Consider the following 13,902-nt stretch of genomic DNA (forward strand, 5'->3'; position numbering starts at 1 on the left):
ATCACTCCTCGTGGAAGTCCGCCACGAAGCGGTCGAGCAGGCGCACGCCGAAGGCGGTGGCGCCCTTCGGCACCGTGGCGCTGTCCTTCTTCGCCCAGGCGACACCGGCGATGTCGATGTGGGCCCACGGCACGTCGTTGACGAAGCGCTTCAGGAACTGCGCGCCGACGATGCTGCCGGCGCCGCCGCCCGACCCGGTGTTCTTCATGTCGGCGGCCGGCGATTCGATCTCCTTGTCGTAGCCGTCGCCCAGCGGCATGCGCCATACCGGCTGGCCCACCTTCAGGCCGGCGGCCGTCAGCTTCGTGGCGAGGTCGTCGTCGTTGGCGAACAGGCCGGCATGCTCATGGCCCAGCGCGACGATGACGGCGCCGGTCAGGGTGGCGAGGTCGATCATCAGCTTGGGCTTGTAGACGTCCTGCGCGTACCACAGGCAGTCGGCCAGCACCAGGCGCCCTTCGGCGTCGGTGTTGATGACCTCGATGGTCTGGCCCGACAGCGAGGTGACGATGTCGCCGGGACGCTGCGCCGTGCCGGACGGCATGTTCTCCACCAGACCGACGATGCCGATGGCATTGACCTTCGCCTTGCGGGCGGCGAGCGCGTACATGGTGCCGATCACGGTGGCCGAGCCGCCCATGTCCCACTTCATGTCCTCCATGCCGGCCGCACCCTTGATCGAGATGCCGCCGCTGTCGAAGGTCACGCCCTTGCCGATGAAGGCGACCGGGCGCTTGTCGTCGGCCTCCGGGTTGCCGTTCCAGCGCATGACGACCACGCGCGGCTCGAAGGCGCTGCCCTGCGCCACGCCCAGCAGGGCGCCCATGCCGATCTTCTTCAGCTTCTTCTGGTCGAGGATCTCGACCTCGAGGCCGAACTGCTCCAGCTCCTTCGTCTTCTCGGCGAGGCTTTCCGGATAGATGACGTTGGCCGGCTCCGACACCAGATCGCGGGTGAAACGGATGGCGTCGGCCAGCGTGTCCAGCTTCTTGAAGGCGGCCTTGGCGGCGCCGTCGTCCTCCACCAGCAGCGTCAGCTTGCGCAGGCTCGGCTTCGGCTCCTTCTTGTCGGCCTTCCGGTCGTTGGTCCGGTACTTGTCGAACTTGTAGCTGCGCAGCTGCGCGCCGAAGGCGATCTCGGCCGCGGCGGCGGCGGCCGACTGCGTGGCGCCTTCCGGCAGCTCGACCAGCAGCGCCGCCTCTTCCGTGGCCTTGTCCAGGGCCACGGCGATGGCGCCGCCGGCGGACTGCAGGATCAGGTCGGTCAGATCGGCCCCCTTGCCGATGCCGACCAGCAGGATGCGGTCGAGATCGGTCCCGGCCGGGGCGAGGAGCGTCAGCGTCTCGTCCTTCTTGCCGTTGAAGCGGGCGGCGGCCATGGCGCGGGCCAGCGCCCCGCCGGTCTTCTGATCGAGCTCGCGCCCGACCGGGCCGAGGCTGCGGTCGGCGGCGACGGTCACGGCGAGCACGCCGGACGCAGGCAGGGACGGCTTGGCGAAGGAGAACTTCATCTGGTCCTCTTGGGAGGTGGGGCGGATATGCCCGGGCGAATTCGGCAGCGGAAAGCCTACCCCACCGATAAGGAGCGCGCCACCCCGGCTGTCAAGAGCGGGTGAGTTGGCGCTTCGCTGCGTCGGCCCTACCCCATCCCTCCCCCGCTGGGCGGGGGAGGGATGGGGTAGGGGTCTAACTCAGCCCCCCTCACTCACGCATCGATCGCCTTGCCCAGCTCGACCGGATCGACCTCCCCCTGCTCCAGAGCGACCTCGGATACGCTCTCTTCCGCGCGGCGTTCCAGCACGGCGGCGAAGAAGCCGTCGGTGTCGTGACGGGCCGGAGTCAGGCGCAGGTACGGGCCTTCGACCGGCGGCGGCGTGCCGGCTTCCTCCTCCGCCCACACCTCGGCGACCGGCTTCACGATGAAGTCGTGGTGGGTTTGCAGGAAGGCTTCGACCTGCGCCTCGTTCTCGTCATGCAGCATGGAGCAGGTGGCGTAGATCAGCCGGCCGCCCGGCTTCACCAGACGCGCGGCGCTGTCCAGGATGTTGGCCTGAAGCGGCAGCAGCTGCTCCAGCCCCGGCCCCAGCTGGCGCCAGCGGGCATCCGGGTTGCGGCGCCAGGTGCCGGTGCCGGAGCAGGGAGCATCGACCAGCACGCGGTCGAATTTGCGCTTGTGGCGCTTCACCCAGGGGTCGCGCTCGCTGGTCAGCGGATGGGCCTCGATGTTGTGCAGGCCGGCGCGGCGGAACCGCTCGGCCGCGCGCTTCAGGCGCTTGTCCAGCACGTCGCAGGCCACGACGCGGCCCTTGTTCTTCATCAGCGCCGCGACGGCCAGCGTCTTGCCGCCGGCCCCGGCGCAGAAATCGACCACCTGATGGCCGGGCTTCGGCGCGACGGCCAACGCCACCAGCTGCGAGCCCTCGTCCTGGATCTCCACCAGGCCGTCCTTGAAGGCGTCGACGCTGCCCAACGGCGGCCGGCCCTTCACCCGCAGGCCCAGCGGCGACCAGCGCGTGGTCTCCGCCGTGATCTGCGCCTTGGCCAGCGCCTTGATGGCGCTCTGCTGGTTCGCCTTCAGCGGGTTGATGCGCAGGTCGAGCGGCGCCGCCTCCAGCAGCTTTTCCATCTCCACCCCGAAACGGTCGCCGAGCGAGGCGCGCATCGGCCCCTCCGCCCACTCGGGACACTCCACCCGCACCGTCTCCGGCATGTCGGGGTGGTCCATGGTGTGGCTTTCCAGCTTGCCGACCATCGCCAGTTCGCCTTCGGTCAGGCGGGCGGGGGCGAACTTGCCGCCGCTGAACATCTCCAGCACCACGCCGGCGTTGCGGTTCTCTTCCAGCAGCAGATAGGCCAGCACACGGGCGCGCGGCGTGGGACGTTCGTAGCCGGCCCATTCGATCCACCAGCCGAGCCGCGCGTGGCGGCGCAGGATCGCGTAGGCCATCTGGGCGACGGCGGTGCGGTCCTTCGACCCGATGTAACGGCGGTTGCGGAAATAGGCGCTCATCACCGCGTCGGCGGGGCGAGGGGTCTCGTCGATCTCGGTCAGCAGATCGATGACCGCCTGGAGGCGGGCGGCGGGTGTCATGGCGTCTGGTCCCTTGGGGTGTCACATGGCGGCGAACAGGACCGGGGCCGGCATGTTCCGGGTCGATGATCCGGGCTTCGGGCGGTCCTTCGCGTATGGGCTGTCGATACCGCGTTTGCCGCGCGCTGTCACGTGTCCCCGCCGCGCGGCTGCCCATACCGCGACTCGGGCGGCGCCGCTCCGCTCCCGCCCCCCGTGACAACCGGCCGCGACCTAGCCGAAAGTGCGGGTTGGGGATTGACGGTTCGAGGTAACCACCGGCACAAACGATCGGGTGGTGTGACCTTGCCGTGACCGGGCCGGCCCAATGGCCGGCGGGCGGCGGGGCCTCTGTGCGACATGACGGAATTTTTTGCGGCGGGGTGCGCGATGGCGGCTGCGGTTGGGATGGCGTGTGCGCGTATCTTGAAGCGGGCCGGCAGGCTGTCGCTGGCCGCCGGCCTGCTGGCGACGCTGGCGGCCTGCGCCGGAACCACCCCGGCGGTCGAGGGGCAGCGCCGGGTCTCGCAGCGGCCGTCTCTCGATCAGGTGGCGCCGGACTTCCGCCATCTCGCCGGCTGGGTCGACGACGACCATGCCCTGGCGGTTCCCGCCGTGCAGCGCACCTGCGGCTGGGTCAGGAACCAGCCGCCAGGCAAGCCGCTGGGGCCGTTGCACGCCGCCGGCACCACCGACGACTGGCGCGCCATCTGCGCCGCCGCCCGTGACCTCGCCCCCGGAGACAGCGAGGCGGCGCGCCGCTTCTTCGAGGCCTTCTTCGCCCCCCGCGACGTCAGCAACGGCGAGGACGGCCTGTTCACCGGCTATTACGAGATCGAGCTGCGCGGCAGCTGGACGCGCACCGAGCGCTACAACGTCCCGCTCTACCGCATGCCGCCGCGCGGCAAGCACCGGCTGCCCAGCCGCGCCCGGATCGAAGCCGGCGCGCTGAAAGGCAAGGGGCTGGAACTGATGTGGGTGGACGACCCCATCGATGCCTTCTTCCTGGAAATCCAGGGCTCCGGCCGGGCGGTCATGGCCGACGGGTCGGTGGTCGGCATCCATTACGGCGGCCAGAACGGCCATGGCTATTACCCCATCGGCCGCCATATCATCGACCGTGGCGACGCCACGCCGGAGCAGATGTCCTTGCAGCTGATCCGCCGCTGGCTGAAGGACAATCCGGCCGAGGCCCAGCGGGTGATGAACCTCAACCCCTCCTACGTCTTCTTCAAGGTGAAACCCGAGGTCGGCGCCCGCGGCGCCCGCAACATGGAGCTGACGCCCGGCCGCAGCCTTGCGGTGGATGCGGCGCATATCCCGCTGGGCGTGCCGCTGTGGCTGGAGGTGCGCGACGCCCCGGTGCCGGGCGGCGCCATCAACCGGCTGGTGGTGGCGCAGGACACCGGCGGCGCCATCAAGGGTCCGGTGCGCGGCGACCTGTTCTGGGGCCACGGCCCGCAGGCGGAGGAAGGGGCCGGCGTGATGAAGGCGCGCGGCCGCTACACCATGCTGGCTCCGCGCAACCTGTCGGTCGAGACCGCACAGCGGCGATGACCGCGGAGGCGATGACCGCAGGCGGGGATATCCGGCTGGAGCGCCTGACCGCCCTGCCCGGCCGGGACGCGGCGCTGGCGGCGTTGGTGGAGATCTTCTTCGCTTCCACCACCCGGACGGAGTTCGCCTCCCCGGCCGAACGCGCCGCCTTCCTCGACACCTGGACCGGCTGGTATGTGGCGGAAGCGCCGCGCGACATCTGGATGGCGTTGGCGGGCGAGGGTCTGGTCGTCGGCTATCTCACCGGCTGCAAGGACAGCGCGGGCTCGGTCGAACTGGCGCGGCGCATCCCGAAATACGAGGTCTTCGCCGATCATTTCACCGCCTACCCCGCCCATTTCCATGTGAATGTCCGGCCGGGCTGGCGGGACCATGGGCTGGGCCGCCGTCTGGTCGACCGCTTCGCCGAGGATTGCCGGTCCGACGGCCTGCCCGGCGTGCATCTGGTCACCGCCGTCTTCGCCCGCAATGTCGGATTCTACCAGCGTGCCGGCTTCACCGACGCCTGCCAGCGCGGGCCGCTGCTGTTCCTGGGCCGGCGCCTGGATACCTGACTTCACCGGCATGGCTGTGCTAGGCAGAGGCATCTCCCTGCCGGAAAGCCCGTTGCCATGACCCGCCCGCCCCTGCTGATCGAAAGCCCGCAGAATCCGCAGTTCAAGCGTTGGGAGTCGGCGCTGGAAAGCCGTGGGCTGAAGAAGAACGGCAAGTTCCTGCTGGCCGGGCTGAAGACGGTGCCGGAGGCGCTGCGCCAGCATCCCGGCCGCTTCGAGCGCATCCTGTTCACCGACCCGGCGCAGATCGCCGGCTGGCGCCTGCCGCCGGGGGTGGAGCCGGTGCAACTCGCCCCCGCCCTGTTCCGGGCGCTGGACGTGTCGGGCACCGGCTTCCCGCTGCTGGTCGGCGCGGTGCCGAAGATGCCGGCAATCGACCTGTCGCAGCCGCCGCGGGGGCTGGAGCTTCTCTGCGCGCTGGGCGATCCCAGCAACCTCGGCGCCCTGCTGCGCAGTGCGGCATCCTTCGGCGTGTCGCGGATCGTGCTGCTGGAGGGGGCGGCGCATCCCTTCCACCCCAAATGCCTGCGCGCGGCGTCCAACGCGCAGTTCGCGCTGACCCTGCTGCGCGGCCCGCGCTGGAGCGCGGTGAACGAGGCGGCGGGGCCGCTCTATGCGCTGGACGGCGGCGGCGAGGATCTGACCCGCTTCGACTGGCCGGCGGACATGCGGCTGATCCTGGGCGAGGAAGGCCAGGGCGTGCCGGCGGACTGCCCGGCGACGCGGCTGTCGGTGCCGACGACGGGCGCGGTGGAGTCGCTGAACGCCACCGTGGCGGTCAGCGTGGCGCTGTTCGCGCGGTATGCGGCGGTGAGGGGTTAGGCTTCGATTGCCCCGCCCTGACCCGGCGAGAATCCCGTACCCCCTTACCCCATCACCGAAGCCAGCACCTGCACCACCTGGTCCGACCCGTAGGGCTTCTTCAGCACCGGCACGTCCGCGAAGCGTTCCGGCACCGCGGCGGCCTCGCCATAGCCGGTCGCGAACACGAAGGGGATGCCCAGTTCCCGCAGCCGGTCGGCGACGGCGACCGAGGTCTCGTTGCCGAGGTTGATGTCCAGCACGCCGACCACCGGCGGATCGTCGGTCAGCAGGCGCAAGGCGTGGCGGACGCCGGCGGCGGTGTTGACGCGGCTGGCGCCGAAGCTCAGCAGCACGTCCTCCGTCGCCATGGCGATGATCATGTTGTCTTCCAGAAGCAGCACCGGGCCGCCAATGGAGAAGTCGGCCGCCGGCACGGGCAGGCTGCGCCGTCCGGCATCGGGCAGGCTGTCGGCCACGGTCACAAATTGCGCCGGGATCATGAAGCGCGCCCGCAGGCCGGACAGTGCATAGCTTACTTCCGCCTCGCCCTTCAGGTCGTGCGGGACGGAACGCTCGATCACCGTGGTGCCGAATCCGGTGCGGGACGGCGGGCGCACCGGCGGGCCGCCATGCTCCTGCCACTCGATCAGCAGCCGCCCGCCCTCGTCGAGCGACCAGTCGGCCTCGACCCACCCGCCGCCGTCGCTGAGCGCGCCGTACTTGGCCGAATTGGTCGTCAGTTCATGCACCACCAAGGCGAAGACGGAAAAAGCCTGGGGCGCCAGCAGAACGTCGGGGCCGGTCAGCCGCACCCGTTCGCTGCTGGCCGACAGGTAGGCGCCGACCTCCGCCGCGATCAGGGCGCGCAGCGCGGCCGGTCCCCAGTTGTCGGCGGTGATCTGGTCATGGGCGCGGGCCAGCGCCTCGATGCGGGCGGCGACGATGGCGGCGAAGTGCTGCACCGTTTCCGCTCCGCTCTCGCTCTGGCGCACCAGCGCGCGGACGAGGCTGAGGATGTTGCGGACCCGGTGGTTCAATTCGGCGATCAGCAACTCCTGCCGCTCGGTCGCCTCCTTGCGGGTGCGGCCGGCGACGTCGGCCAGCCGCAGAACCACCTCCAGCAGCGTCACCCGCAAGGATTCGGCGCTGCGCTGGTCAAGCTCGCTCCAGGGCTGCGACCGGCCGCGCACGGTCTCCTTCCAGGCCTCGAAGCTCTTGCGCGGGGTCAGGCGCGGGCCGTTGGGGCCGTACTGCGCCGGCTTCGACGGATCGCCGGCCCAAGTGACGGTGCGGACCAGTTCCTTGCGGAAGAAGACCAGATAATCGCGCGGCGAGCGCGACACCGGTATGGCGAGCAGGCCGCAGGCGCGTTCGGTGAAGTCGCGGGCCGGCGGATGGACGGATCCCAGCCGGTCGGTGAGATAGACCTTGCTGGGCGGCGTCCGGTGCAGGAAACGCATGACGCCCAGCGTCTCCTCCCGCGTCGGCGTCTCGCCCTCCATCTGCAGCTGACCGTCGATGCAACAGGCGAAGCCGTCGCAGTGGATCAGAGCGCGCAGTTCGCTGGCGAAGGTGACCAGACTGTCCAGCGGCGATTCGCTGTCGGCCAGCATCGACATGATGCGGACATGGGCGCGGCGCACCTGCGCCTCGCTCTGGTCCTCCTGCTCGCGCTCCCGCCCTTCCAGAAGCAGCGAGACCATCTGCCCGAACAGTTCGGCGGTGGTGCGCAGTTCGAAGGACAGCGAGCGCGCCTGCCGGTGGTGGCAGGCGAACAGGCCCCACAGCTTGCCGTGCCGCAGGATCGACACGGACAGCGAGGCGCCGACCCCCATGTTGCGCAGATACTCGACATGGATCTGCGAGACGCTGCGCAACAGGCAGAGCGACAGGTCCAGCGGCTGGCCGGTGGGGTCGAGCGCCGGCACCACCGGCACCGGCACCGCGTCGACGTCGGCGATGCCGCGCAGACAGTTGCGCTCGTACAGGCGCCGGGCCTGCTGCGGGATGTCGGAGGCCGGATAGCGCTGGCCGAGGAAGCTGCCGATGCCGTGCACCGCCGATTCGGCGATCACCTCCCCCGCGCCGTCGGCGTCGAAGCGGTAGACCATCACCCGGTCGAAGCCGGTCAGCGCCCGCATCTGGCGCGCCGCCTCGCGGCAGAAGGCGTCGAAGCCGCGGGTATTCTGGACCCGCCCGAGCATGGAGCGAAGCAGCGACCCGGAATCCTGCGGCCCCTCGCCTTCGCTGGGTTCAGCCTCGATCACGATGGTCGAGCCGGAGAGATGGACGGCGACGTCGCAGACCGGGACGGTTGCCGACAGGGTGACGCCGAAGGCGCGTTCGACGCTGCCGTTGATGTGGGCCACCTGCAGCCTGCCGCGGATGGTGTGCAGCGCGTCCATGGCGATGACGCGCGACAGCGGCATGCCGAGCAAATCCTCGGGCTCCACCCCCAGCCATTGGCCGATATTGGCGGAGGCGTGCAGGACGATCCAATCGGCCGTGACGGCGATCAGGAAGCCGGTGGGCTGGATCAGACCCAACTGATGAATGGGCTCCCGGTCGCAATCGGTGAGGTCGACAGACCCCGAAGGAACAGGGCTGCTCATCGAGCAAAGATTTCGGACAAAAGCGACCTCAAGCGGTAGCTAGACCAGTGGCGCTTGTCACGCCCTGCCAAGGGATTTGATAAACAATTTAGGCAGGACAATGGTGCGCCGCAACGCTCCAAATTGGCTATTCCTATGTTCTAATTAATCCGCGTTAACTTAACATAGGATAAGCAGGGAAGTGCTTGGCGCATGATTTCGCGCATGATTTCGTTATGCCTGGCTTTTATTACCAACAATTCCTAGGGCTATTCCGATGACCCTCGCAACCGCGAATCGCCGCCTGCGCAGTGCCGTCCGGCGCCGGCAAGGGCGGGGACGGCACACGGGCATGGCGGGCCGGCGGCCCTGCCCCGACGGCAGGCTGCAGGTTCGAAAATCGTCGGGCCGGATGGAGGAGGATCAGCCGCGGCCGGCGATCAGGCTGTCGGCCGCGGCGCGGGCTTCGGCGGTAACCGTGGCGCCCGACAGCATGCGGGCGATCTCCTCCCGCCGCTCGTCGCCGTCGAGTTCGGCGACGCCGGTGGTGACCTGCTCGCCCTTCTGCGACTTCTGCACCTTCAGGTGAACGGCGCCGCGCGCAGCGACCTGCGGGCTATGGGTGACGACCAGCACCTGCAGGCCATGGCCCAGCGTTTCCAGCCGCTCGCCCACCGCGGCGGCGACGGCGCCGCCGATGCCGGTGTCCACCTCGTCGAACACCAGCGTGCCGACGGTGGAGGTCTGGGCCAGCACCACCTTCAGCGCCAGCATGAAGCGCGCCAGCTCGCCGCCCGACGCGATCTTGTTCAGCGCACCCGGCGGGGAGCCGGGGTTGGTCGCGACCTGGAAGGCGACGCGGTCGATGCCGGACGCGTTCCATTCCGCCTCGTCGAGCGGCTCGACCAGCGTGCGGAACTTCGCCTTTTCCATCTTCAACGGCGCCAGTTCGCCGGCGACCGCGACGTCCAGGCGGCCGGCGGCCTCGCGGCGGGCGGCGCTCAGCGTCTCGGCGGCCTTGTGGAAGGTGGCGCGGGCCTGCTCGGCCTCCTTCGCCAGCTTGGCCAGCAGGTCGCCCTGATCCTCGATCAACAGCAGGCGGCCGGCCATCTCTTCGCGCAGAGCCGCCAAGGCGTCCACGTCCACGCCATGCTTGCGGGCGGCGGCGCGCAGCGCGAACAGCCGCTCCTCCAGCTTTTCCAGCGCGCGGGGGTCCATGTCGACGCTGCTGGAGGCGGTCTGCAGGGCGGCGATGGCCTCCCCCGCCTCGGTCGCGGCACGGTCGAGCGCGGCGATCACCGGGTCCAGCGTGCCGCCGGCCCGGTCGGCGATGCGGCTCAGCGTGCGGATGGCCGAGGCCAGCGCCCGTTCGACGCCGCGGTCGCCCGACAGTTCCGCATAGGCGGCGTTCATGCCGTCGACCAGCTTTTCCCGGTGCATCAGCACCGCGCGGGTCTCCGACAACTCCTCCTCCTCGCCGGGTTTGGGGGCGAGCGCGTCCAATTCGGCCACGGCGTGGCGGAGATATTCCTCCTCGGAACGGGCACGGGCGATGTCGGCGGCGGCGGAATGGCGCGCGTCCTCGACCTGCCTCCAGGCGCGGTGCGCTGCGGCGACCTGCGCCGCCTGGGCGGACAGCCCGGCATAGGCGTCGAGCACCCCGCGATGGGTCTGCGGGTTCAGCAGGCCGTGGGTGTCGAACTGCCCATGCACCTCGACCAGCTCGGCGCCCAGCGTCTTCAGCAGGCCGACGCCGACCGGCTGGTCGTTCACCCAGGCGCGGCTGCGGCCGTCGGTGTTGACGGTGCGGCGGATCACCAGCGCGCCGTCGCCGGAATCGGCGTCCAGACCCTGCTCCTTGAGGATGGCGAAGGCCGGGTGGTCGCCCGACAGCTCGAATTCCGCGGTGACGGAGGCCTGATCGGCGCCATGGCGCACCAGACCGGAATCCGCCCGAGCGCCCAGCGCCAGCCCCAGCGCGTCGAGCAGGATCGACTTGCCGGCGCCGGTCTCGCCGGTCAGGGCGCACAGGCCCTTGCGGAAGGACAGGCTCAGCCGCTCGATCAGGACGACGTCCCGGATCGTCAGCGACACGAGCATGGAGCGTCCTAGAACAGGGAGTTCCAGGCTTTGCTGATCCACGACTTCTCGTTTCGCTCGGGACGCAGATTGGCGTCCACCAGCAGTGCGTAGCTGTCCGTGTACCATTCGCTGCCGGGGAAGTTGTGGCCGAGCACGGCCGCGGCGGCTTTCGCCTCGTCGGTCACGCCCAGCGCCAGATAGCACTCCACCAGCCGGTGCAGCGCCTCCGCCACATGGGACGTGGTCTGGTAATTTTCAACGACGACGCGGAAGCGGTTGATCGCGGCGGTATACTGATGCTGACGCAGGTAGAAGCGACCGACCTCCATTTCCTTGCCGGCAAGGTGGTCGTTGGTCAGGTCGATCTTCAGCCGCGCGTCGCGGGCGTATTGGCTGTCCGGGAAACGGCGCGCCACCTCCGACAGGGCGTCGAGCGCCTGCCGGGTCATCCGCTGGTCGCGGCGGACGTCGGTGATCTGCTCGTAATAGCACAGCGCCCGCATGTAATAGGCGTAATCGACGTCCGGGCTGCCCGGATGAAGCTGGATGAAGCGGTCGAGCGCCAGGATGGCGTCGTCGTATTTCAGATCCTGGTAATGGGCGTAGGCGGCAAGAAGCTGCGCCTTGCTGGCCGAATCCGAATAGGGATGCTGCCGCTCCACCTCGTCGTAGAGCTTCGCGGCCTTCTTGAAGGCCTCCTCGCGCATCGCCGCGTCGGCTTCCGACAGAAGCTGGTCGGCCGGACGTTCGACATACACGTCCTCCTTGGTGGAGGAGCAGGCGGTCAGGGCGGCGGACAGGAGGATGGCCGTCAGCGGCAGGCGGTACGGGCGAGGAAGCATCGTCGTCTTGGGCGCTTTCGAAGTTGCCCCTGTATAGCACGCCGGGGTGAGGGCGCCGCAAGCGGTAACGCTGGGGTGGCCCGGGCAATCGGATTTGAGGAGCGGAGGAATTCCCTCCTCCCACCGGCGGGAGAGGGATTCGACGAGGCGGATGAGCGGGTGGGCGCCCCCGCCCCTACCCGAACAGCGCGTCGATGTCGGCCTGGCTGATGTTGCCGCTGTCCGGGGTGGCTTCGGCCGGGCCGTGCAGATCCAGATCATCGTCCTTCTTGGTGACCGACGGCGGCAGCGGCATCGCCTCGAACTCGCGCTTGTTCCACAGGCCCATCATGGCGTCGACGCGCTCCTCGATGAAGGACATGGCGCGGACGACCTTGGTGATGCGCTGGCCTGTCAGATCCTGGAAGTTGCAGGCCTCGTAGATGCGGACGATGACGTCGACCATGTCGTTGACGCGGTCGTTGTGATAGCCCTCCGGCAGGGACGACTTCAGTTCCGACACCACCTCTTCCAGCTCTTCGGCGCAGGCCATGATGGTGTTGGTCGCGGCCTCCGTCGCGGCGACGACGGCGCTCAACTCCTGGCTGGCCTGCTGGAACTTGTCGTCGCCGGCCAGCGGGTGGCGGATGGCCGCCATTTCCACCTTGGTCGCCTTGATGCGGCCGGAGATGTCGGCGATCTCCACCTGGATCTGGTCGATCTGCGCCGCGTCCATGGTCAGGAAGCGGTCCAGCTTGGCGCCCAGGTCGCCGATGGCACGCAGAACCTCGGTGTTGTCGGCCTGGACCACCTGGGCCGGCAGCGGCAGCGCCGCGGCGGCGGCACCGTCTTCCATGAGGGCCTGGAACGGGTGCCCGGATTTGCGGGCCTTCTGAAGCTCGGCCATGAAGGGCTTGGTCATCTGCTTCATCCTCGGTCCCGCCTCTCGGAAATGGCCACCGGTGGCCTGGGTGGTGAATATGTGGGTGTGATTTAATGTATGGTTGCGTACCGGGTCTGCGTTCTGAAACCGTCGACCGCGCCGCATGGGGCCATCGGCCTGCCGGGCGGGTCAATCAGGGGAAACCTAGGGGGAGAGGCCGGACGGACGGGCCGGCGCGGCTTCCCCGCCTAAAGCGAATGTGCATTCGCTTTGGATTCTTATGACCTCATTCGCCGGTCGGGCCTCGGCCGCATGAGCGGCCGGGGTCGCCGTCGCGGTCCAAAGCGGATGGCAATCCGCTTTAACCGAAGAGCGCGTCGATGGCCGCCTGGTCGAGCGGCGTCGGCGGCTCCGCCGCCGCGGGCGGCGGGGGCGGTGCGGCAGGCTTGGGAGCGGCCTTGGCCTTCGGCGTCGCGCCGGGCGGCTTCGGCACCGGCTTCTTCGCCGGAGCGGGCGCCGGAGCCGGGCTGTCGAACATGCTGTCGATATCGGCCTGACTGGCCTGTACCGGCGCGGCGGCGGGCGCCGGGGCGTCGAACAGGCTGTCGATATCGGCCTGACTGGCCTTCACCGGCGCGGCGGGCGCCGGGCTGTCGAACAGGCTGTCGATGTCGGCCTGGCTCGCCTTCGCCGGGGCGGCGGCGGGTGCCGGGGCGTCGAACATGCTGTCGATGTCGGCCTGGCTGGCCTTCGCCGGGGCGGGCGGCGGAGGCGGAGGCGCGGCGGCGGGCGCCGAAGCGGCAACCGGGCTGTCGAACATGCTGTCGACATCGGCCTGGCTGACGCCGTGGCCGTCCAACTGCGGACCGTTCAGCAGATGCGCGTCCGGCCGGCTGTCGGTCTGTTCTTCCTTGACGATGATGCCGGCCAGCCCATCCTCGCCCCAGATGCTGATCATGGCCATGACGCGCTGCTCGATATAGCGGAGCGCGTTGACCACCTTGCTGGTGCGCTGGCCGGTCAGATCCTGGAAGGAACAGGCGGTGAAGATATCGTTCACCTGCGTGTCGATCTCGCCGCACATCGCGGGATCGGCCCCGCTCGCGCGCAGCTTTCCCGCCAGATCCATCAGCCTTTCGGCCGCGTTCAGGATTTCGAAGGACGCGCGTTCGGTCGAGATGACGATGGCGTCGAGTTCGTTCGTGGCAGAGAGGATCTTGTCGCCGGAGCCGTCGGGGGGCCGCAGTGCCGCAACCTCCCGCCGCGCCTGCTCGATCGACGCCGCCATTTCCATCAGCTCGCGGCGCAGGACGCCGACATGCTTGCCGGCCTCCACCGCATCGTTCTGGCGGTTCCAGGAGTCGCGGAACTCCTGGAGCATGGCGCGCACTTCCTCCGTCGCGGCCCCGAGGGACCGCCGGTGGAGCCGCCGCAGGAACGCCCTGCCCTTCGCCGATCGGGCGATGGCGTCCTCGATCTGCTCGAACTCCTCATCGGACAGCTGCGGAAGCTGCTCCAAACCGGTCCACTCCCTAAACTGG

The 13,902-nt window shown here is 69.4% G+C and carries 10 protein-coding genes; 3 read left to right on the plus strand and 7 right to left on the minus strand.

Annotated elements, in window-relative coordinates:
* Window position 1: 1 nt before the first annotated feature.
* Together DM194_RS07325 and DM194_RS07330 are read right to left on the minus strand one after the other, a co-directional pair.
* Window positions 2–1,510 (minus strand): leucyl aminopeptidase, encoded by a 1,509-nt coding sequence (locus tag DM194_RS07325; protein WP_111066614.1) that lies wholly within the window; start codon window positions 1,508–1,510, stop codon window positions 2–4.
* Window positions 1,511–1,704: 194 nt separating this feature from the next.
* Window positions 1,705–3,090, minus strand: coding sequence for an RsmB/NOP family class I SAM-dependent RNA methyltransferase (locus DM194_RS07330; protein WP_111066615.1), 1,386 nt, complete (start codon window positions 3,088–3,090; stop codon window positions 1,705–1,707).
* Window positions 3,091–3,495: 405 nt separating this feature from the next.
* On the opposite strand from DM194_RS07330, the gene mltA reads away from it, so the two are divergent.
* From mltA to DM194_RS07345, 3 genes are read left to right on the plus strand one after another with little or no spacing between them, the layout of a single operon-like run.
* Window positions 3,496–4,626, plus strand: coding sequence for a murein transglycosylase A (gene mltA / locus DM194_RS07335; protein WP_246024135.1), 1,131 nt, complete (start codon window positions 3,496–3,498; stop codon window positions 4,624–4,626).
* An 11-nt stretch (window positions 4,627–4,637) separates the two neighbouring features.
* On the plus strand, window positions 4,638–5,180 hold the full coding sequence (locus tag DM194_RS07340) for a GNAT family N-acetyltransferase (protein ID WP_246024136.1): 543 nt from the start codon (window positions 4,638–4,640) through the stop codon (window positions 5,178–5,180).
* A 57-nt stretch (window positions 5,181–5,237) separates the two neighbouring features.
* Window positions 5,238–6,002, plus strand: coding sequence for a TrmH family RNA methyltransferase (locus DM194_RS07345; RefSeq protein WP_111066618.1), 765 nt, complete (start codon window positions 5,238–5,240; stop codon window positions 6,000–6,002).
* Window positions 6,003–6,046: 44 nt separating this feature from the next.
* Here the strand turns inward: DM194_RS07345 and DM194_RS07350 are convergent, their stop codons facing one another.
* The 5 genes from DM194_RS07350 to DM194_RS07370 form a co-directional block, all read right to left on the minus strand.
* The gene (locus DM194_RS07350; RefSeq protein WP_246024137.1) at window positions 6,047–8,530 is read right to left on the minus strand and encodes an HWE histidine kinase domain-containing protein; all 2,484 of its coding nucleotides are present in this window, start codon (window positions 8,528–8,530) and stop codon (window positions 6,047–6,049) included.
* Between the two features lie 468 nt (window positions 8,531–8,998).
* Window positions 8,999–10,675 carry a DNA repair protein RecN gene (gene recN, locus DM194_RS07355; RefSeq protein ID WP_111066620.1) on the minus strand — a complete coding sequence of 559 codons (1,677 nt, stop codon included), beginning with the start codon at window positions 10,673–10,675 and terminating at the stop codon, window positions 8,999–9,001.
* An 8-nt stretch (window positions 10,676–10,683) separates the two neighbouring features.
* A complete protein-coding gene (locus tag DM194_RS07360; protein ID WP_111066621.1) occupies window positions 10,684–11,499 on the minus strand; it encodes an outer membrane protein assembly factor BamD in 816 nt (271 codons plus the stop codon).
* A 175-nt stretch (window positions 11,500–11,674) separates the two neighbouring features.
* Entirely contained in the window at window positions 11,675–12,400 is a 726-nt protein-coding gene (locus tag DM194_RS07365) for a protein phosphatase CheZ (RefSeq protein WP_246024138.1), read from the minus strand.
* Between the two features lie 322 nt (window positions 12,401–12,722).
* On the minus strand, window positions 12,723–13,880 hold the full coding sequence (locus tag DM194_RS07370) for a protein phosphatase CheZ (RefSeq protein WP_111066623.1): 1,158 nt from the start codon (window positions 13,878–13,880) through the stop codon (window positions 12,723–12,725).
* Between the last annotated feature and the right edge of the window lie 22 nt (window positions 13,881–13,902).

Origin of the sequence: Azospirillum ramasamyi, from assembly GCF_003233655.1 — a bacterium.
Classification (GTDB): Bacteria; Pseudomonadota; Alphaproteobacteria; order Azospirillales; family Azospirillaceae; genus Azospirillum; species Azospirillum ramasamyi.